Consider the following 18365-nt stretch of genomic DNA (forward strand, 5'->3'; position numbering starts at 1 on the left):
CACGGCGGGGCTGATCACCTGACCGGCTCCGGACGGCGGCTCCTCGGCTGACGCACGTCGGGCTCGCGCGCGCTCATCGGATCCGGGCCCAGCCCGATGGCCGCGCATGCGGGTCGTAAGGGTGGGCACACGGTCTGCTGACCGGACCAGAAGGAGATCGCCGTGGCCGAGCCCGTATCCCATGCCGCGCCCGAGCGCCCTGCGCCGCCGGCGGACGCCGGATGGGACCCCGGGGGTGAACCGGGGGAGCGGGCCGCGGACGAAGCGGCGCCCGAAGGCGACCGGGCGGACGCGGCGATGGCGGACCACCGGGGCGTGCCGCCGTACCGGGCGCGGGTGGAGTACGCGAACGGGCAGTGGCATCTCGCCGTGGAGAGCCTGAACGATCACCCTGACCGTGGCGAGGTCGACTCCGTCGTCGTCACGGTGTCCGGGCGTGAGCCGCACGGCGGCCGGCCGCCGGTCGAGGTCGACCGCAAGCTGCGGGACTGCGGCTTCGACCGGCACGGGGAGTGGGCGCGTCACGACGAGGGCTGGTCGACGCCCTGTGCCCAGTCGGACACCCGGGCCGCCCCGGCCGCGCCGCCGGTCCCGTCGCCGGACGACGAGGACCACCCCCGGGAGTGACCCCGGGACCGGGGGGCCACAGCACACGGCCCGGCGGCGGTGCGTCTTCGCGCCGCCGCCGGGCCGTACTGCTTCGGCGGAACCGGGTCAGGCCTGCTTGACCGCGGAGATGTCGAAGGTGAGCTTGACCTTGTCGCTGATCAGGACGCCGCCGCCCTCCAGGGCCGCGTTGTAGGTCAGACCCCAGTCACCACGGCTGACGGTGGCGGAGCCGTCGAAACCGACGCGGACGTTGCCGTACGGGTCGGTGACCTGACCGTTGAGCGTGAGGTCGATCGAGACGGGCCGGGAGATGCCCTTGACCGTGAGGTCGCCGTGCATCCGGTAGGTCTCGTCGTCGACCTGCTCGGCACCCGTGCTGCGGAAGGTGATCTCGGGGAACTCGTCCGCCGCGAAGAAGTCGCCGTTGCGCAGGTGCTCGTCGCGCGCCGCCAGCGCGGTGTCGATGCTGGCGACCTGGATGGTGAGCGCCGCGGAGGAGGCGGCGGGGTTGGCGCCGTCGAGATGCAGCGTGCCCTCGTAGCCGGTGAAGCGTCCGCGGATGGTGGTCACCATCGCGTGCCGCGCCGAGAAGCCGATCTCGCTGTGCGTCGTGTCGATGACGTAGTCACCGGTCAGGTGCGTGAGGTCGGCGGTGGCCGTGGCCGTGGCAGCGGCGGCGGGTGCCGGGGTCGCCGGGGCGGCGGCGGTGGTCTTGCGGTTGAAGAGGCCCATGTCATGCTCCCTGGGGGACGGGGTGGGTTGGTTTACCGCTCAACCACATCCCGGCTCGCCCCATTCCATCGGATATGCCCGATTCGCGTGACGTCGGTCACGCCCTGCGCTGTCCCCGGGCTCCTCGTCCGACCGGATGTGACCCAGGCGACCGGGTCCGCGCGGCGACGGACGGTGCGGGGCGCCCGACCCAGGGTGTCGGCGGCCCCTCGGCGGGGAGTCCTCGGTGTGGTCCTCAACTCCGGCTTCCCGAAGGGAGGTTGGCGTCCCGCGCGTGTGACGGAACCGGGACAACCCCGGGGGCCTCGTCCGCATCTGCCTCAGTGACCGCACCACACACAGGGGAGTCACAGGTGACAGAGCAGGGGGAAGACCACCGTTCCGGACAGCAGGACGGAGCGAGGGCACGCACGCTCAGGCGGGCGCTGTGGGGCGCCGCAACAGCCGTCGCGGCCACCGTCGCGATGATCGCCGTCACGCTGCCGCGGGGTGCCTCGGCGCACGGCGGCGGCTCGGACGGCACCGCCTCCGCGGCACGGCCGGGGCACGGCGCCGCCGGCAGCGCCGCCGTGACCGAGGACGCCGCGCCGCAGGGACCGCAGACCGGGGACGGGCCACTGACCAAGGCCGAGGTCGACCGGGCGAGGTCCATCGCGCTGAGCCACGGCACACCGCGGGATTTCCGCACCGCGGAGGGCACCCAGGGCGCGGAGTATTTGGACACCGATCTGGTGGACCCGCCGGACGACGCGCCCGGCGGCCCGCGCCGCGTCGAGGTGCTGTCCTACGACTACGGGCACGACCGGCTCGTGAAGCAGACCGTGAACCTGGACACCGGGACGGTGGAACGCACCGACACGGCGACCGGCGTCCAGCCGCCGCCGTCCCGGGACGAGACCCGGCAGGCGGCCGCGCTGCTCATCAAGGATCCCCTCGGCCAGGGACTGCGGACCGACTTCAGCGCCGCCACGAAGGGCCGGACCCTCACCTCGCCCGACCAGCTCCGGCTGCGCGGCATGTCCTTCAGCACGGGTGAGCAGTCCGCGCCCGCCGGCCTGGACAAGTGCGGGACCAACCGCTGCGTCCGGCTCTTCACCCAGGTCGGGAACGGTCCCTGGATCGACACGACGGACTACGTCATCGACCTCAGCGACCGCACCGTCGGCCGGATCCACTGAGCCGGACCCACTGAGCCGGATCCCAGAGCCGGAACCATCCAGCCGGATCCCTGAGCCGGATCCACGAGAGCGGAGAACCAGGCAATCATGCGTATCCTCACCGCCCACCGCGCGTTCGGCGCGGCCTCGGCGTTCCTGCTGCTGCCCGCCCTGTTCACCGGGGCCATGACCGGCCGCGCGGCGGCCGCCCCACGCGCGGCCGCGACGGGGCCGTCCACCCGCGCCACCACGACGCCGGCCCCTCCCGCGGCGGCCACCTGCGGCACCGCGCGGCCCATCACCAGGACGCTGCCCAGCGGCACCACATGGACCATGTGCTGGCGGATCAGCGGCACCAAGGGGCTGGTCCTGGAGAAGATCGCCTACCAGCCGAAGAAGGAGCCGAAGCCGATCGCCGTGCTGGCCTCGGCGGCACTCGCCCAGGTCGACGTCCCCTATGACTCCGGGTCGGTGGAGTACAACGACCTGTCGGACATCGGCTTCGGCAACACCGCCGTCGACATCGGCCCTTCCGAGTGCCCCGGCGGCACCATCAGTTCCGCGTACGTCCCGGGGCAGGAGCAGAACGTCAGGGCGCTGTGCGTCACCACCGCCCCCCACGGCTACGCCTACCGCAGCGACGACTACGACGCCGCCGGCAACCCGAAGAAGTACACCGCGCAGGGCAGCGACCTCGTGGTCTTCTCCGTCTCCCAGCTCGGCTGGTACGAGTACGTGACGCAGTGGAACTTCTCCGACGACGGCACCATCACCGCCAAGGTCGGCGCCACCGGGGACCTCTCGCCGAGCGACTACAGCGGCGAGGGCACCGGCTGGCCGATCGGCAAGGGCGACCACGACCGGGCCACCAGTCACTACCACTCCGTCTTCTGGCGGCTGGACTTCGCCCTGGACGGCTCGTCCAGGGCCAAGGTCGAGCAGTACGACACCAAGAAGGCGGGCCGGGGCAGCGGTTCGGCGATCCTGAGGACGGCGATGACGCCGGTCACCAAGGAGCTGGCCGCCACCTCGGCGTTGCGCCGCTGGTGGCGGGTGGTGTCCACGGCGGGCCGCAACAGCGACCTGCACCCGCGGTCCTGGGAGCTCGTCCAGCAGCACTCCGACCACTACGACGCCCACGTCTACACCTCGAAGGACGTGTACTTCGCGCAGTACCGGGCCTGCGAGCAACTGGCCAGCGGCAACAGCGACCCCGCGTGCGCCGGGCGCGGCACGTCGGTCGACAGATGGACGAACGGCGAGACCCTCACCCACCCGGTGATGTGGGTCAACGTCGGCTTCCACCACGTCCCGCGCGACGAGGACCAGAGCCCGATGCCCATGCACTGGCAGGGTTTCCAGCTCGTCCCCCGCGACGCCACCGCGATGAGCCCGCTCACGCCCGACGCGCTGTCCGGCAACAACGGGCAGGGGCACTGATCCGTCCCTTTCCCCTCCCCGGTCCCACCCCGCGCCCCGCCGGCGACCCGGCCGGGGCGCGGGGCCGTCCACCGGGACCGGCCCGGACGTCAGCCCGCTGCCGGGCCGTCGACCCTCGTCGGCTGATGCAGATGCGGCCGGCCGTAGAGGATGTGGAGGGCCAGGCCGATGTCCGCGACGGTGGCCACATCCGCGTCGTGCATGCCCCGCGGCGCGGGTGCGAAGTCCATGCCGAGCTGCAGCGCGGCGTCCCGCGTGTGCTGGCGGACGGTGGTGATGCCGGCTCCGAGCGCCCGGGCCGTCTCCTTGGTGCTGAGGTTGCACTCGAGCCAGACCCGCAGGGTCTCCGTCAGATCCCGCTGATCGGCCCGGACGGGCGTCAGCCGCTCCTCCGCCCACTCCCGGAACATGGCCGCGGCGGACGCGTTCCCCAACAGGTCCTCGAAGGCGACCGGTTCGCCCGGGCCGGCCGGTCCGCCCGGTCTCCTCGCCGCATCCGGGGCGTCCGCGTCCTCGGCGGGAAGCGCCAGCAGTTCCAGCGCGAGCAGGACGAGAATGCGGTTGTTGATGGAGGTGCGCAGATCCAGCGAGAGCAGCTGCTCCGCCCGGCTGAGCCGCTGCGCGACGGTGTTGCGGTGGACGCCGAGGGCCGCGGCGGCCTCCGTGCCCTTGAAGCTGAGCGCGATCGGCACCGTCTCCAGCAGATACGCGCGTTCTTCTGCCTCCCGCTTGCCGGACGGCGGAGCGAAGAGCGGACCGACGAGGTCCCGCGCCCATGCCTGCGCGGCGCGCCGGGGAAGAAGCGGCGCGAGCTTCGCGTCGCTCCCGCCCACGCAGATGCGGTCCGCCGATCTGGGCGCCTTGCGCACCGAGTTGAGCGCCTCGCCGTAGCCGACGGCCGTCTGCTCCAGCGGATGCGGCTGACCCACGCCCATCAGGTGGCCGTCGCGGACGGCGATCATGTCGCGCAGCGCCCTGCCGGCCTGCTCCGCGCTGCGTTCCGGGACCAGGACCAGGATGTGTTTCGGTTTGCCCGGACAGGCGGTCACCAGCGCCAGCTTGTCCAGCCGGTGTTCGCACCAGCGCAGGGTCGGCTCACGGTCGTGCGGCCCGGTGTCGACGACGTGGACCGTCGCGGCGGGCGTGTCCAGGAACGTCTTGGTGGCACCTTGGTACACGACCTGTGCCATCACCACGTCGGCGCGCATGAGCAGTTGGAAGGCCGCGTGCCGGACCGACCGCGGCACCGGGCCGGTCTGGTCCCTCGCGGCACGGTCGCACAAACCCAGGATCCGGGCCGCGTGCTGGATCAGGGACGACGCGGCGGCGTCCAGCGGCCGGCGCGCGCCCACCGCCAGCTTGGCCTCTTCCGGGTCGCCGGGCGAGACCGCCACGAGCCGTGCGTCGGCGATGCCGACGAGCCCCAGTTCCGCCAGATCCTCGGCGGGTTCACCGATCACCAGATGCGCCAGCCGCAGACGCGCGCTGTCGGACGAGGCGGTGACGACGCCCCGGGACTTCGACCAGACCATGACGTCCGCGTCGAGGGCGATCGCCAGCCAGTCGACGATCTGGCGCACGGCGCCGGTGTCGCCCAGCCGGGTGGGCACCAGCGCCAGCAGGCGCTCGAGACGCTCGGTCTGCTCCTCGGCCACGAGCGCCCGCTGCCGGCTCAGGTCGCCGTTGATCCCGTCCCACGCGCGGAGCGGGGCCGAGCTGCTGAGCAGCGGGACGGCCACCCGCTCGGCCTGCCGGCAGAGCTGGTCGGGGATGTCGGGGACGATCTTCTCCGGCACCCGGAGCGCGAGGGCGGTGTCGCGGATCGCGGCCAGCCGTGCGACGAGCGTCGTCAACTGGGCGGTCGCCTGGCGGGAGAGGGCGGACGCCGGGACGTCGACCAGCACCAGTGTCCCGGGCCGAACGTCCACCTGTGCGCCCGGTTCGAGCGGGGTGACGGAGGTGACGCGCTGCTGCTCGTGCCGGCCGGCCTGGCTCGGCACCACATACCTCAGGCGAAGCGCCGGCTTCTTGTCGACCAGGTAGCCCAGCGTGGACATGCACCCTCCCCTCACTCTCCGACGGCAACCGCCCGACAGTAACGCCTCGGCGCGTCGCGGGGAGTTCGGGGGGCCACGGGGGTACCCTCTGCCTCTCGCTGCGGAGCCGGGAGATGTCAGGAAGCGGACGGGCCTCACTCGATCGGGTGAATCTTGGCGCGCGCAGGGCGCGGCTCGGCGGGATCTTTCCGGCCCGACGGTAAGGGCGGGCGGCGACTCCCGACTGCTCCTGCCCGGAAGCGCCCGAATTCGGTTGCCAATCGGCCGACAACCGCCCACCTACGGGAGCAACATTGCTCCCGTAGCCTGGTGTCCATCGGCCTTTCATCGGACGGCTGCCACAAATTCCGGGACAAACCGGAATACCTCGCGAAGGGTCTTAATTGGGGCATCTCGCGCCGGGTGAAGGGTGACTATGCCAGTGGTAGCATCTTCAAACCTGTGATCATGATCCACTTGGATCTTGTACCTGGTCGGTGATCCTCGCCGTCCCTGTACACGCAGTCAGACGCGTCACCTTGTTTGAACTGCACACCAGTAAGGATGCTCCACCTTCGGCTTGCAGCGGGCTTTACGCCAGGAAAGAGTTCCATGAGTGCATTTGCATACGTATTGCTGGGCGTCTTGGTCGTCGTGGTCGTGGTGGGGGGCCTCATAGTACGGCGGCGGGAGCGCGGCAAGGACAGAACCATCGGGCAGCACCGCCAGGAGTTGTTGAGCCTGCGGCAGTCCCACGAAAGTCTGCAGGGCGAGTACTTCCGCCTCCAGCAGGACCACAAAAACCTGCTGGCCGGACGTCAGGCCGACCTGCAGCAGGCCGAGTTGGACGCCGAGGCGCGCGCCAAGGAGATCATGAAGGCCTGGTCCCACACGCTGCAGACACTGACCGTCGGCAGCGTGACGGAACTGGAGAAGATCGAGCGCAAGTACGGCGATCACCCGGTCCTCTTCGACCTCATGCGGGTGTCCCACGCGGTCCGGCAGACCCTGCGCCGCCTGCAGACCATTTCCGTGATCTGCGGCGGATCCCTCGGCCGGCGGCGCAGCCCGGCGACCCTTTACGAGGTCGCCCAGGGTGCGAAGTCGTCGCTCCAGGGGTACGACCGCATCAATGTCATGAATTCCCCGACCCTGGGGCTGAAAGCGGCCGCCGTTCCCGCGGTCTCGCATGCCATCGCGGAACTCCTGCACAATGCCACGGACTACTCCAACCCCAATACCAATGTGTACGTCCAGTTCGAGAACGTGCACAACGGTATGTGCGTCGAGATCGACGACATGGGTGTCGGAATGGACTACGAGGAAAGGAACCGCGCCGCCCAGCTCCTCAGTGGGGAAATGGGTGTCGCGCTCGCCGACCTGGGCAATCCGCCTCGTACCGGATTCGCGGCCATGGGAATTCTGGCCGCCCAGCACGGCTTCACGGTCGACGTCATGGGCCGATCGGCGTACGGCGGTGTCCGTGCGGTCGTCCGCCTGCCCCGTGAACTCTTGACGGAGGAGCTCATCGCCGCCCAGACCCCGCCCACGAATCCGTCGCCCGAGCCCGGCCAGGACGACGAGACGCAGCACCTCGGCAGGGCCACAGCGCACGGCCTGCCCCGTCGTGCCCCCCGGCAGAACGAGGTCGGGACCGAGGCCGTGCAGCCGGCGCCGGAACCGGTTCAGGAGAGCCGGAACGACCGTCAGGACGTCGCCGCCAGCCTGCGTGCGCTGCAGCGCGGCACCCGCGGGGGACGTGTCCTTTCCGTTCGCTCATCAGAGGGAGACGACAGCCGGTGAGGGACTACTCCTGGATGCTCCAGTCCGTCGTCGACCGCACCCCGGACGCCAGGCACCTCGTCCTGCTGTCCGCGGACGGTATCGCCCAGGGCGCCACCCAGGGCCTGGACCACGACGCGATGAACGCCATCGCCTCGACCGCCGCCGGGCTGCAGTCGCTGAGCCGTGCGACCGGGACGATCGTGGGCGCGCAAGAGGTCGACGAATGGCGGCAGACCCTCATCGAGTTCGACCACGGGTGGGTCTTCATCCTGGCCGCGGGCAAGCGGTCCTACCTCGCGGCGGCGGCCGGCCCCGACGTCGACATGGAGCTGATCAGCTCCAACATGCAGCAGCTCGTCACCCGGCTGGGCCGGGAACTGACCGCCGAGGCCCGCACCGAGTCGTCGGTGCCGCAGAGCGGGTACCGGCCGCAGGCCGGCGCCCAGCAGGTCCGTCAGGCCCGGGTCCTGCCCCGGCTGAACGACATCGTGGACGCGGTGCCGCTGGCCACGCAGGCGATCCTCGTGCGCCCCGACGGCCTGCCGGGAGGCGCCTCCGCCGGAATGGCGGCGGACGTCGCCGACAGCTTCGCCGCGGCGATGCACGCCCTGCAGGGGCTCAGCAAGTCCACGGCCCCGTTCCTGGGCCGCCACGTGAACGCCCAACTCCGCCAGACCGTCGTCGAGTTCGATCACGGCTGGCTGGTCACCATGGCCACCCCCGACGGCGGGACCCTGGCCGCCGCGGCGGAGCCGGACGGCGACATCGGCGCGCTGGCCATCCAGATGCGCGCCGTTGTGCCGGAACCAGCAGAGATGGCGAGGAACGCCTGATGGACGATGGCAGCGACCTGGAACTGACCAACTCGTTAGTCCCCTACTACGTGCGTGCCGGAGGGGCCGCGCTGCCTCCTGAAGAGGAGTTCGACCGCACGTCCTGGGTCGCCATCACCCCCGAGGGACTGCACGCGCGGATCGTCGACCGGGATGCCGCGAACATCCGGGACCTCCTCGGCAGCGGTCCGCTGTCGGTGCACGAAGTCGCGGCACGGATCGGGGTGCCGCTCGGCGTGTGCAGGGTGCTCCTGGCCCAGCTGCGCGACGACGGCCTGCTCGTTTCCAGGCCGCCCATCCCGAAGGCCGAGGCACCGGACAGGGAGCTCCTGGACCGAGTTCGCGCAGGTCTCATAGCGCATCTACGGATCGGAGCGTGACAGCGTGACCATTGGCACCACCGAGCCGACCTCGGTGAAGATTCTCGTGGTGGGCTCGTTCGGAGTCGGCAAGACCACCGCGATCGGCGGGATCTCCGAGATCCGGCCGCTGACCACCGAAGAGCCCATCACCGACCTGAGTGCGGCGACCGACGACCTGTCGTCGACGCCGGGCAAGAAGACCACGACCGTCGCGCTGGACTTCGGCCGGGTCAACCTCAGCGACGACCTGACGCTGTACCTGTTCGGCACCCCCGGCCAGGAGCGGTTCAAGGAGCTGTGGCAGGACCTGACCCGCGGCGCGCTCGGGGCCCTGGTCCTGGTCGACCCCCGGCCGGACCGGCTGAAGCAGTCCTTCGCCGTCCTGGACCTGGTCGAGCAGTACCAGCTGCCCTACGTGATCGGCGTCAACCACTTCGACGGGCAGCGGCGCTACCCGCTCGACGAGGTACGCGACGCCCTGAGCGTCTCGCCGGCCACCCCGGTCGTCTCCTGCGACGTCCGCCGGCGGCAGTCGACAGGTGAAGCGTTGATCACGCTCATCGACCACTACATCGACACCCGTTTGTAAGAGGAGCCCACACATGGAACAGCACACCGGGAACAGTGGGCCACCGCCTGGGTGCCCGGCCCACGAGAACCTGAAGCTCTACGGGCCTGCGTTCGGCGCGAACCCGGACTCGCACTACAACTACCTGCGGGCCATGGGCCCGATAGCCACGGTGGACATCGCCGACGGCGTCGAGGTGCGGCTCGTCACCGCGTACACCACGGCGCTGGAGGTCCTGAAGAACTCCAACCTGTTCATCCGTGACTCGCGCACCTGGCGGGCCCTCCAGGAGGGACGGGTGGATCCGAACAGCCCGGCCCTGCCGATGATGGCCTGGCGGCCGAACGCGCTGTTCGCCGACGGCGCTGCCCACGCGCGTCTGCGCCCGGCCGTCACCGACAGCCTCAAGCTCGTCGACGAGCAGCTGCTGGGCCGTCAGGCGGAGCAGGTCGCCGACTACCTGATCAGCCAGTTCAGCAGCCCGCTCAAGCAGGTGGACCTGGTGCAGGAGTACACCAGCCCGCTGCCGCTGCTGGTCTTCGGCAGCCTCTTCGGCTGCCCGCCCGAGCTCGGTGACCGCATCATCGCCGGCATCACCGGCATCTTCACCGGCGTCCCCGACGCCGACGTCATGCTGGGCACCGCCCTGTTCGAGCTGGTCGCCCTCAAGCGCCGGCAGCCCGGCGACGACGTCACCTCCCGGCTGCTGGCCCACCAGGCCGGCCTGACCGACGAGGAGGCGTGCAACCAGCTCGTCACGATGCTCTCGGGCGGCACCGCGCCGCTGACCGCGGCCATCAGCACCGGCATCGCCCTGATGCTCGGCGACGAGAAGTACGCCACCGGCAACTACTCGGCCAGGGACGCCGTGCAGGAGGTCCTCTGGAACTACGCGCCGCTCGCCAACTACGCCGCCCACTACCCGGTGGCCGACGTCAAGGTGGGCAACCAGGTGCTGTACGCGCACGACCCGGTGCTGATCAGCTTCGCGGGGGCCAACACCGACCCGTCGGCGCGCAACGAGGTCAACAGCGAGTCGCACCTGGCCTTCGGCGCCGGTCCGCACGCCTGCCCGGCCAAGGACCCGGCGTGGGTCATCGCGGTCAAGGCCATCGAGACGCTGATGAAGCGGCTCCCGGACCTCGAACTGCGCTGCGACTTCCACGCCCTGACGTGGAACCAGGACCCGTGGACCCGCTCCCTGGTGAGCCTGCCGGTCCGGTACACCACGCCGGCGCCGATCCCGCGCAGGTCCCCGGCCGCCGCGCCGATGGCCGCGGCCGAGCCCGCGGCCCCCGCCGCGGCGCCCGAACCCCTGCACGCCACGGCGTCGTCGGCCGGCTCACCGCAGGCCCCCCGGCGCAAGAAGGGCATGTTCAGCCGCCTGGTGGACTGGATCAATGGCCAGTGACAGTGGCACATCACGATGGCCTGTTCTGATTGTCTGAATCTTCAACTGCTTGGGTAGGCATAGCGGTCTGTAGCGTGCCGCGAGCCCTGAAGGAGTAGTCGTGGAGCCGGCGATATCTCCGCCCATCGACCGCCGAGGAATTGCACCGCTGTTCTCCCGCCTGCGCTCAGCAGGCGGGCAGGCAGACCCGTTCTCGATCTACGGGAAGCTGGCGTCGATGGGGAAGGTCGTCGCAGCCCCCTGGGGGGGCCACGTCGTCACCTCGTACGACCTGTGCGACCACGTCCTGCGGTCACGGGAGGACTGGCTGGAGCTGGACGCCTCCTGGCGTGGACGCCAGCCGGAGTCGGCCCGCTGGACGTCCCTCGCCTCGCGGGAGATGAGCCGCACCCTGCCGTCACTCAACGGCGAGGAGCACCAGCGGGTACGGCGTTCGGCGGGCAGCATGTTCGGCGGCTCCGCGCTCGACGACCTCCAGGCGCCGGTCACCGTGATCACCCGCAAGCTCCTCGACCGGCTGGAGGAGGAACTCGACGCCGGCGAGGGGGACTTCCATGTCACGGTCAGTGAGGAACTGCCAGTGGCGACAATCGGCCACTGGCTCGCGCTGCCCGAGGCCGACCACCCGCTGCTGCGGGAGCTGACCCGCGACATGGTCTACACCCAGGAACTCCTGCCGTCCGCGAGCCAGCTGGCCCACTCGGACCTGGCCATCGGCAGGCTGCGCCGGTACTTCCGGTCGCTCATCGCCGAGCGGCGCAACCACCTGGGCGACGACCCCGTCTCCCGCTGGATCGTCGCCTGGGACCGCATCGAGCGGGACCGCGACGCCGCCGACGACGGCGTCTACCACCTCGTCCTGTTCGTCCTGTTGGCGGCCCTGGAGACGACCGCCAGCATGCTGTCCCAGGTCGTCCTCGCCCTGATGAACCACCCGGCGCAGTGGGACCATCTCACCCGCCACCCGGAGGACGTGCCCGGCGCCGTCGAGGAGGCCCTGCGGTACGACCCGCCGACGCACGTCATCACCCGGGTGGCCCGCCACGACACCGTGCTGGAAGGCGTCGAGGTCAAGGCCGATGAGACGGTCCATCTCATGGTGGCGGCGGCCGGCCGCGACCCCGAGCGCCACAACGACCCCGACAGCTTCGACATCCACCGCCGCCGCCAGGGGCACCTGGCGTTCAGCAGCGGTGTCCACTACTGCCTCGGCGCGCCCCTGGCACGGCTGGAGGCCCACACCCTGCTGCACGGGCTGCTGCGCCGCTTCCCCCGTCTGCACCTCGCCAGAACCCCGCAGTGGGCCCCCCGGGTGGTCTTCCGCCGGCCGCGCAGCCTTCCCGTCGCACTCGCCTGAGAGATCATGATCCCCAACTCCTCCATGTACGACTGCAAGACGCTGCTCGTCCGCCTGGACGAGAAGAAGGTCCTGCACGTCACCCTCGACGCCCCGGACACGGGCAACGCCCTCGACGACGCCATGCTGGACGAACTGCTCGCCGTCCTCCACGCCGTCCGTCTGCCCGACGTCCGGGCCGTGGTGCTCTCCGGAGCCGGCGACGACTTCTGCCGGGGCGCCGACCGCGACGAGATGCGCGAGACGCTCGGCTCCGACCCCAGCGGGGCCGGGACGACGGCGTTGATCGACAAGGCGCGGCGCGTCTGCGAGGCGCTGGAGACGCTGCCCGTCCCGACGATCGCCCGGCTGCACGGCCGGGTGATCGGCGCCGGCCTGGTCCTGGCGGTCAACTGCGACCTGCGCATCGCCGCCGACACCACCTCGTTCTGGATGCCGGAGCTGATGGTGCGGCTCGTCCCCGCCTGGGCCGGCGGACTGGGCCGGCTGATCGAACTGGCCGGTGAAGCGGCGATCGTCGAACTCCTGCTCACCGGCACGGAGTTCTCCGCACTGACCGCCAGGAAGCTCAACCTCGTCCAGCGCGTGGAGGTCGTCCAGGAGATCGACCGGGCCATCACCGAGAAGTGGCTGACGCCGGTCCTGAGGCGCAAGCCGCAGGCGGTCGCGCTCACCAAGCGCCTGATCGTCGCCAACCGGCGGACCAGGGCCGGTGCCGGCACGTCCCTGCTCGACGCCTATCTCCTCACCGAGCAACTGAGGGGCATCAGCGGTCAGGGGAGCGACTGACCGGTTCCTGTGCGTCATGGGGCGGGCGGCGCGGGGGACTTGCGGGAGTCAAGGCCCCACGAGGATGGTTGAGGTCCGCAGGACGCCGCCCGCCGGCCGTGGCCGGAGGGCAACGACAACCCGATTCGACGACCTGATCGGAGTGCCGTGACTGCTGTTGACGGACAGCACGAGGCAGCCAGGAGCGCACGAAGCGATCTCCGCGGGCGGATAGGCCACTACATGGCCGCCGTGGGGGAGTTCCTGCTCACCCACGACGTGGCCGACGTCTCCAGGGTCGCGGCCTTCACGGGCGCGGCCGGTCACCCGCACGCCGACTGCGGCTGCGAGGTCTCCGGCGTGATCGGGTTCTCGCCGCGCTTCCAGCGCGAGGCGCTGCTGCGCGGCCCGGGCGAGGCCTGTCTGGTGTGGTGCGGCAACTCCGGCTGGTCGCTCACCATGACCCCCTGGCCCGCCCGCGCCGACGGGCTCCCCGCCCCCCGCTGGCTGGGCATGGGCCTGGTTCCTCCGCCGTCGGAGGTCCACGCGTTCATCCTCGCGCTCCAGCTCGACATCGACAGCCGCAGCGACGCCCGTCCCGCCTACCGTCAGGCCGGCGAGGACCTGGACGGGCTGGCGTCCCGGCTGGCCGAGTACCTTCCGCACACCGCCGCCGCGGAGCGCGGGGCCGAGGACTTCCCGCTGCGCTTCGGCCGCGGCCTGGACGCCCACTACCGCGTCGAGGCGGAGAAGGCCCTGGGGGACAGATCGCCGACCGGCGTGGTCCTGACCGCCGGCGAGCTCGCCGCGCTCGAAAAGCTGGTCAAGTACGTCGAGGCCGCCGAAGCGCCGCCCGACGGGCCCGCGGAGAACCCCGTCGGCCCGGGGGCACTGGCCCGCCGCCTCATCGAGGAGCTCACTCGCCGCCGAACCGACGTCTGAGGCACGTCCACCGGCGGAACCACCGGCGAACTGCACGGTGAGGGCGGCGTTCCCGCCCTCACCGTGCACTTCGCCATGCCTCCGTGCACCGGAGACGCGAGATCACCGCCGGAGACCGCCCGCGGACCCCGCCACCTGCGCTTCGTCCCGCGGGGCGGCTCTTGTGCGACCGGCCGGCCGTGCACATCGACGGACGCTCCGCCGCACGATGTGCACGGTCGTCGCCCCTGGGCCGACTGCCCGTGCACATCGGCGGCCCGGGGGCGCCGGACCGTGCACAAGTGCCATGGTCCGACCGGGCCGTGTCCCTCTAGCGTGGGCAGCGATCAGCCAGAAGGGGCGTCTCCCATCGGCACAGCCGTGCTGCGCACTCCACTGGCGTCCGTGTGCCCGTGAGCGCGGACGCCGGATGCCGGCCCGGACCGAGGGGGGGTGGGTGCCCCGCTGGCATCCGCCGGAGGCCGTCACGCTTGTGGGGGGGCTGGAGTTGCCACAGACAACGCAAGCCCAGAGCGGTGGCGGCCGACGCCGGCGGGTGATCAGGCGGTGGCGCCGGCGGAGGGTTCGGCCCTTCCCTTCCGGCGCCACCCCGAGCCACGGCCTCCGCTGAGCCCGGCCGACCCCGGCTCATCCGGTCTCGTCCGACGGGATCCGATCCCGTACGCCCTCCCTCGCCGGCCTAGCGCCGGTCGGGAGCGGCGGTGAGCAGCTTCTTGTCCGTCACCACGGACAGGGAGAGCGTGCGGTAGCCGACGGACTCGAAGAGCACGGTCACCTTGCCGTCGCCCTCGCTCATCACCTCGCCGTCACCCCAGTGCCCGTGGCGGACACGCACCCCCGGCTGGTACGGGTGCCCGCCCGCCCGGGGCGCGCCGCGGCGGCTCGTGGCCGGGGCCGGTCCGGTGGCGGCGGGCGCCGCCGCGGCGCGGCGGCCGAGGAAGCCCCGGCCGGGGGTCCTGCGCGGCCGGCCCGCCGGACGGCGTCGCCGCGGGGAGGCACCCGGCGCGTCCGCCGCCCCGCCATCCCGCCCGACGGGCACGGCGGAGCCCGCGGAGGCGACTTCCGCCGCGGCCGCCGCGCAGTTGTCGCAGGCGCCGCACGGCACGTCCACCGACTCGCCGAAGTACCCGAGGAGGAAGCGACGGCGGCAGTCCACGGTCTCGGCGTACCCGCGCATCATGTCGATCCGCGACTGCTCCAGCTTGCGGTGCGTGGCGTCCACCTCCAGGGCTTTCCCGACCGCTGCCTCCACCACGTCCCGGGAGCCGGACCGGGCGCCGTCCGCATCGCCGCCCGTCCAGGCGCTGCCCCGGCGTCCGGTGCGGACCGCCCCCGCCTCCTCCAGCAGGTTGAGCACCGCGGACAGCCGCGTCGGACTCAGGTCGCAGTCCGCCCGCAGGCGTGTCGCGCCGACGGGTCCGCTCTCGGCGCGCAGCCGCTCGGCGACCCGCTGCAGCGCGTCCGCGTCCGGTGCCCCCGCGGCGAAGTACCGCTGCAGTCCGAGGTCCTTCGCCCGGTAGGCGAGGATCGCCCGGGCCGGTTCGCCGTCCCGGCCCGCCCGGCCGAACTCCTGGTAGTAGGCGTCGAGCGAGCCGGGCACGGACGCGTGGAGCACGAACCGCACGTTCGCCTTGTCGATGCCCATCCCGAACGCCGAGGTCGCCACGATCACGTCCAACTCGCCGCCGACGAAACGGTCCTGGACGGCGGCGCGGTGGGTACTGGGCCGCCCCGCGTGGTAACTGTCGGCCGCCAGCCCCAGGTCCGACAACTCGCGGGCGATCCTGTCGGCAGCCCGGCGGGTCGCCGCGTACACGATGCCGGGCTTCTCCTCGACGGCCGCGCGCTCGACGACGAAGCGGTCCTTGGCCGCCTCGTCCTGGAACGCCCGGACCTCCAGGTGGATGCCGGGGCGGTCGAAGCCGGAGACCACCTCCACCGGGTCGGCCATGCCCAGCCGTTCGGCGATGTCCCGGCGCACCGGTGCGGCCGCGTTCGCGGTCAGCGCCAGCACCGGCGGGTTGCCCAGTCCCGTCCGGGCGTGGCGCAGCCGCAGGTAGTCCGGTCGGAAGTCATGACCCCACGAGGACACGCAGTGCGCCTCGTCGACGACGAGCAGCCGCGGCCGTATCGCGGCGAGCCGGGCCAGCACGTCGTCCTTGACGAGCTGTTCGGGCGCGAGGAAGACGACGTCCGCCGAGCCGGCGCTGATCCGGTCCCAGGCCGTCTCGTTGGCGCTGCGCCGCTGGGCGGAGTTGACGGCCTCGGCGCGCAGGCCGCCCGACTCGATCAGACCCTGCATCTGGTCGCGTTGCAGGGCGATCAGCGGTGAGACCACCACGACCGGCCCGCCGAGCAGCACCGCGGGCACCTGGTAGACGGCGGACTTGCCGGCGCCGGTCGGCATCACGGCGATCACGTCCCGGCGGTTCATCACGGCCTTCATCGCCGTGAGCTGGGCCGGCCGCAGGCGCTCCCAGCCGAAGACGCGGCGGGCGGTGCCGCGCAGGCGGCGGGACGTGAGTGCGAGCATGGTTCTCCTCGGAGGCCGGGGCGGTGATCCACCGCGTGCCAGGCGGCTACCCCGGCTCGGCGGGATATCCCCCGCCCTTTCCCCGGCGGTGGCCCGCCTGCCCTGTTTCCCGGCGCCCCGCGGCATCGCGGCCGGGCCTGCGCCCTGCACCGTGAGCCGCCGTGACGGAAGACCCACGTGCCGCCCGGCTCGGTGCCGGTCGAGGGCGCGGGCCGTTCCGGGTCCGGCGGCGGGACGAACGCCTCTTCCCCGTCACCGAGTCGGCCTCGTCCACCGGGCGGCGCGGGAGGGATTCTGCGCGAGCAGTGCACGGCCGAGCGGGGTCAGGGTGTGCAGGACGGAGTTCCTCCGCCGGGCGGACGCGATCAGTCCCGCCTCCCGTAACACCGCCGCGTGCTGGCTCGCCGCGGCGGCTCCCGAGCCGATGCGGCGGGCGAGTTCACTCGTGGTGCACCCCTCGTCGAGGTGACGCAGACAGGCCGCACGCCGCCTGCCGATCAGTGCCTCCAGCGACGCCGCCCGCCCGCCGTGCTGGGCCGCCCACCAGCCGGCCTCCCGCGTCACCGGGTAGACCAGCACGGGCGGCAGTTCCGGGTCGATCAGCGTGACCGGCATCCGCCAGCAGAAGACGGACGGGACCAGCAGCAGCCCGCGGCCCGCCAGGTGGAGGTCGCGCCGCACCGGGTAGTCGACGTCCAGCACCGGCGCCCGCCAGCGCATGGTCGGCCCGAGCCCGGCGAGGAGCCCCTCGCCGCCGTCCGCCAGGAAGTCCCGGGCCCGCGTGGCCCGGTCGGAGTCGATGTGTGCGGCGACGCGCTCGGCGTAGGGAGCGACGAGGACGGCGTAGCAGTCGCGCAGCGTCTGGCCGAGTGCGTGCAGGACCTCGCGGTCGCCCTCGGCCAACGGGCCTGCCCAGCCCGGCAGTTGTGGCAGGCAGCGCAGCTCGGCCCGCAGCCGGCGACGGGGAGCGGACAGGACCGCGTCGATCCCCTCCTCCAGCCCGGCGGCGCCCTGGGCGGGCGTGAGGAAGTCCGGGAAGTCCCCGCGGGGCGGGGCGAGTGCGCGCAGCAGGCGGGGCTGCCAGATCGGAAGCGCCGCCAGATCGAGCCGGGCCTGCCGCCGCCAGGGGCCGAAGACGGCGGGACCCTGCGAACCGCCGAGCAACGTGGTGGCGAGCACCAGTTCCCACAGTGGATGCGGCCCCGGGGCCACGCGGACGCGGGCCAGGTCCTCCGTGGTGAAGACAAGCCTGAGCATGCGGCCTCCCCCTTGCCGGCGCACTCGTGCTGCCGCGGAGTATACGGAGCACGTCACACCCCTGTCCCGGGCGCGCCACGGCCCTCGGCTGCGACATTCAGGCCCGCGTGAAACACGTCGCCGTGACCGGTGGGCTCCGGGAGTCTGGACGGCACGGGGGCTTCGACCGAGGCCCCGGACACGAGGGGGAACCATGCGCTCGAAGAGAAGGCTCGCCGCCGGCGCGGCCGTGGCCTGTGCCACGCTCGCCGTGACCTTCGCCGGCGTCTCCACGGCCAGCGCGAACACCGCGTACGGCTGCGGATACCCGCAGGTCTGCTTCTACAAGACGCAGGCGCGGTGGGACGCGCAGAGCTGGAACGCGGCCTACAAGGACGTCACCAGCGGCTACCAGAACCTCAGCTCGGCGGCGTACGGCGCCTACAGCGTCTTCAACTCCCGCAACGACGACGGTGCGCTGCTGCACTACACCAACGGCCAGACGCTCTGCCTCGGGCCGAACACCATCGTGTGGAACAACAGCTGGGTCGTGGACAAGATCCGCATCATGGACTCGCCGACCTGCTGACCCCGCC

Annotated in this window: 16 protein-coding genes; 12 read left to right on the top strand and 4 right to left on the bottom strand. The window is 72.0% G+C overall.

Annotated features, from left to right (window positions below; genetic code table 11):
- The first annotated feature begins 162 nt into the window (after positions 1 to 162).
- The gene (locus K7862_RS24975; RefSeq protein WP_222966340.1) at positions 163 to 627 is read left to right on the top strand and encodes a hypothetical protein; all 465 of its coding nucleotides are present in this window, start codon (positions 163 to 165) and stop codon (positions 625 to 627) included.
- 87 nt (positions 628 to 714) lie between these two features.
- Here the strand turns inward: K7862_RS24975 and K7862_RS24980 are convergent, their stop codons facing one another.
- Positions 715 to 1341, bottom strand: a complete 627-nt coding sequence (locus K7862_RS24980; RefSeq protein WP_222966342.1) for a YceI family protein — start codon at positions 1339 to 1341, stop codon at positions 715 to 717.
- Between the two features lie 353 nt (positions 1342 to 1694).
- Here K7862_RS24980 and K7862_RS24985 point away from each other — a divergent pair, with 353 nt between their 5' ends.
- Both K7862_RS24985 and K7862_RS24990 read left to right on the top strand, forming a co-directional pair.
- Positions 1695 to 2519, top strand: a complete 825-nt coding sequence (locus K7862_RS24985; protein WP_222966344.1) for a Tat pathway signal sequence domain protein — start codon at positions 1695 to 1697, stop codon at positions 2517 to 2519.
- Positions 2520 to 2606: 87 nt separating this feature from the next.
- Positions 2607 to 3938, top strand: coding sequence for a copper amine oxidase (locus K7862_RS24990; RefSeq protein ID WP_222966346.1), 1332 nt, complete (start codon positions 2607 to 2609; stop codon positions 3936 to 3938).
- An 89-nt stretch (positions 3939 to 4027) separates the two neighbouring features.
- On the opposite strand, the gene K7862_RS24995 is transcribed toward K7862_RS24990, so the two are convergent.
- Positions 4028 to 5995, bottom strand: a complete 1968-nt coding sequence (locus K7862_RS24995) for a helix-turn-helix domain-containing protein (RefSeq protein ID WP_222966348.1) — start codon at positions 5993 to 5995, stop codon at positions 4028 to 4030.
- Positions 5996 to 6586: 591 nt separating this feature from the next.
- On the opposite strand from K7862_RS24995, the gene K7862_RS25000 reads away from it, so the two are divergent.
- The 8 genes from K7862_RS25000 to K7862_RS25035 all read left to right on the top strand — a co-directional run bounded on the left by K7862_RS25000 (position 6587) and on the right by K7862_RS25035 (position 14000).
- Positions 6587 to 7777: an ATP-binding protein gene (locus K7862_RS25000; protein WP_222966350.1), complete on the top strand. Its 1191-nt coding sequence runs from the start codon at positions 6587 to 6589 to the stop codon at positions 7775 to 7777.
- Positions 7774 to 8592, top strand: coding sequence for a roadblock/LC7 domain-containing protein (locus tag K7862_RS25005; RefSeq protein ID WP_222966351.1), 819 nt, complete (start codon positions 7774 to 7776; stop codon positions 8590 to 8592). Before K7862_RS25000 ends, K7862_RS25005 begins: the two co-directional genes overlap by 4 nt.
- The gene (locus tag K7862_RS25010; protein WP_222966353.1) at positions 8592 to 8972 is read left to right on the top strand and encodes a DUF742 domain-containing protein; all 381 of its coding nucleotides are present in this window, start codon (positions 8592 to 8594) and stop codon (positions 8970 to 8972) included. The genes K7862_RS25005 and K7862_RS25010 overlap by 1 nt, the downstream gene beginning before the upstream one ends.
- 4 nt (positions 8973 to 8976) lie before the next feature.
- Positions 8977 to 9543 (top strand): GTP-binding protein, encoded by a 567-nt coding sequence (locus K7862_RS25015; protein WP_308012166.1) that lies wholly within the window; start codon positions 8977 to 8979, stop codon positions 9541 to 9543.
- Between the two features lie 13 nt (positions 9544 to 9556).
- Positions 9557 to 10933 carry a cytochrome P450 family protein gene (locus K7862_RS25020; protein WP_222966355.1) on the top strand — a complete coding sequence of 459 codons (1377 nt, stop codon included), beginning with the start codon at positions 9557 to 9559 and terminating at the stop codon, positions 10931 to 10933.
- A gap of 217 nt (positions 10934 to 11150) precedes the next feature.
- A complete protein-coding gene (locus K7862_RS25025; protein ID WP_222966357.1) occupies positions 11151 to 12290 on the top strand; it encodes a cytochrome P450 in 1140 nt (379 codons plus the stop codon).
- Positions 12291 to 12296: 6 nt separating this feature from the next.
- Entirely contained in the window at positions 12297 to 13079 is a 783-nt protein-coding gene (locus tag K7862_RS25030) for an enoyl-CoA hydratase/isomerase family protein (protein WP_262413748.1), read from the top strand.
- A gap of 222 nt (positions 13080 to 13301) precedes the next feature.
- Positions 13302 to 14000, top strand: a complete 699-nt coding sequence (locus K7862_RS25035) for a hypothetical protein (protein WP_222966359.1) — start codon at positions 13302 to 13304, stop codon at positions 13998 to 14000.
- Between the two features lie 679 nt (positions 14001 to 14679).
- Here the strand turns inward: K7862_RS25035 and K7862_RS25040 are convergent.
- The gene (locus K7862_RS25040; protein WP_222966361.1) at positions 14680 to 16533 is read right to left on the bottom strand and encodes a RecQ family ATP-dependent DNA helicase; all 1854 of its coding nucleotides are present in this window, start codon (positions 16531 to 16533) and stop codon (positions 14680 to 14682) included.
- A 252-nt stretch (positions 16534 to 16785) separates the two neighbouring features.
- Positions 16786 to 17790 (bottom strand): helix-turn-helix domain-containing protein, encoded by a 1005-nt coding sequence (locus tag K7862_RS25045; protein ID WP_222966362.1) that lies wholly within the window; start codon positions 17788 to 17790, stop codon positions 16786 to 16788.
- A 193-nt stretch (positions 17791 to 17983) separates the two neighbouring features.
- Between K7862_RS25045 and K7862_RS25050 the strand changes: the two genes are divergently transcribed.
- Entirely contained in the window at positions 17984 to 18358 is a 375-nt protein-coding gene (locus K7862_RS25050) for a hypothetical protein (protein WP_222966364.1), read from the top strand.
- Positions 18359 to 18365: the final 7 nt, after the last annotated feature.

Origin of the sequence: Actinacidiphila acidipaludis (genome assembly GCF_019890725.1) — a bacterium.
GTDB lineage: Bacteria > Actinomycetota > Actinomycetes > Streptomycetales > Streptomycetaceae > Actinacidiphila > Actinacidiphila acidipaludis.

Bases quoted from the DNA above. Each gene is read 5' to 3' on its own strand.
- K7862_RS25025 (WP_222966357.1), top strand. From the start codon at position 11,151: ATGGGGAAGGTCGTCGCAGCCCCCTGGGGGGGCCACGTCGTCACCTCG.
- K7862_RS25045 (WP_222966362.1), bottom strand. From the start codon at position 17,790: ATGCTCAGGCTTGTCTTCACCACGGAGGACCTGGCCCGCGTCCGCGTG.
- K7862_RS25010 (WP_222966353.1), top strand. From the start codon at position 8,592: ATGGACGATGGCAGCGACCTGGAACTGACCAACTCGTTAGTCCCCTAC.
- K7862_RS24995 (WP_222966348.1), bottom strand. From the start codon at position 5,995: ATGTCCACGCTGGGCTACCTGGTCGACAAGAAGCCGGCGCTTCGCCTG.
- K7862_RS24980 (WP_222966342.1), bottom strand. From the start codon at position 1,341: ATGGGCCTCTTCAACCGCAAGACCACCGCCGCCGCCCCGGCGACCCCG.
- K7862_RS25050 (WP_222966364.1), top strand. From the start codon at position 17,984: ATGCGCTCGAAGAGAAGGCTCGCCGCCGGCGCGGCCGTGGCCTGTGCC.
- K7862_RS24990 (WP_222966346.1), top strand. From the start codon at position 2,607: ATGCGTATCCTCACCGCCCACCGCGCGTTCGGCGCGGCCTCGGCGTTC.
- K7862_RS25030 (WP_262413748.1), top strand. From the start codon at position 12,297: ATGATCCCCAACTCCTCCATGTACGACTGCAAGACGCTGCTCGTCCGC.
- K7862_RS25000 (WP_222966350.1), top strand. From the start codon at position 6,587: ATGAGTGCATTTGCATACGTATTGCTGGGCGTCTTGGTCGTCGTGGTC.
- K7862_RS25020 (WP_222966355.1), top strand. From the start codon at position 9,557: ATGGAACAGCACACCGGGAACAGTGGGCCACCGCCTGGGTGCCCGGCC.
- K7862_RS25035 (WP_222966359.1), top strand. From the start codon at position 13,302: ATGGCCGCCGTGGGGGAGTTCCTGCTCACCCACGACGTGGCCGACGTC.
- K7862_RS25040 (WP_222966361.1), bottom strand. From the start codon at position 16,533: ATGCTCGCACTCACGTCCCGCCGCCTGCGCGGCACCGCCCGCCGCGTC.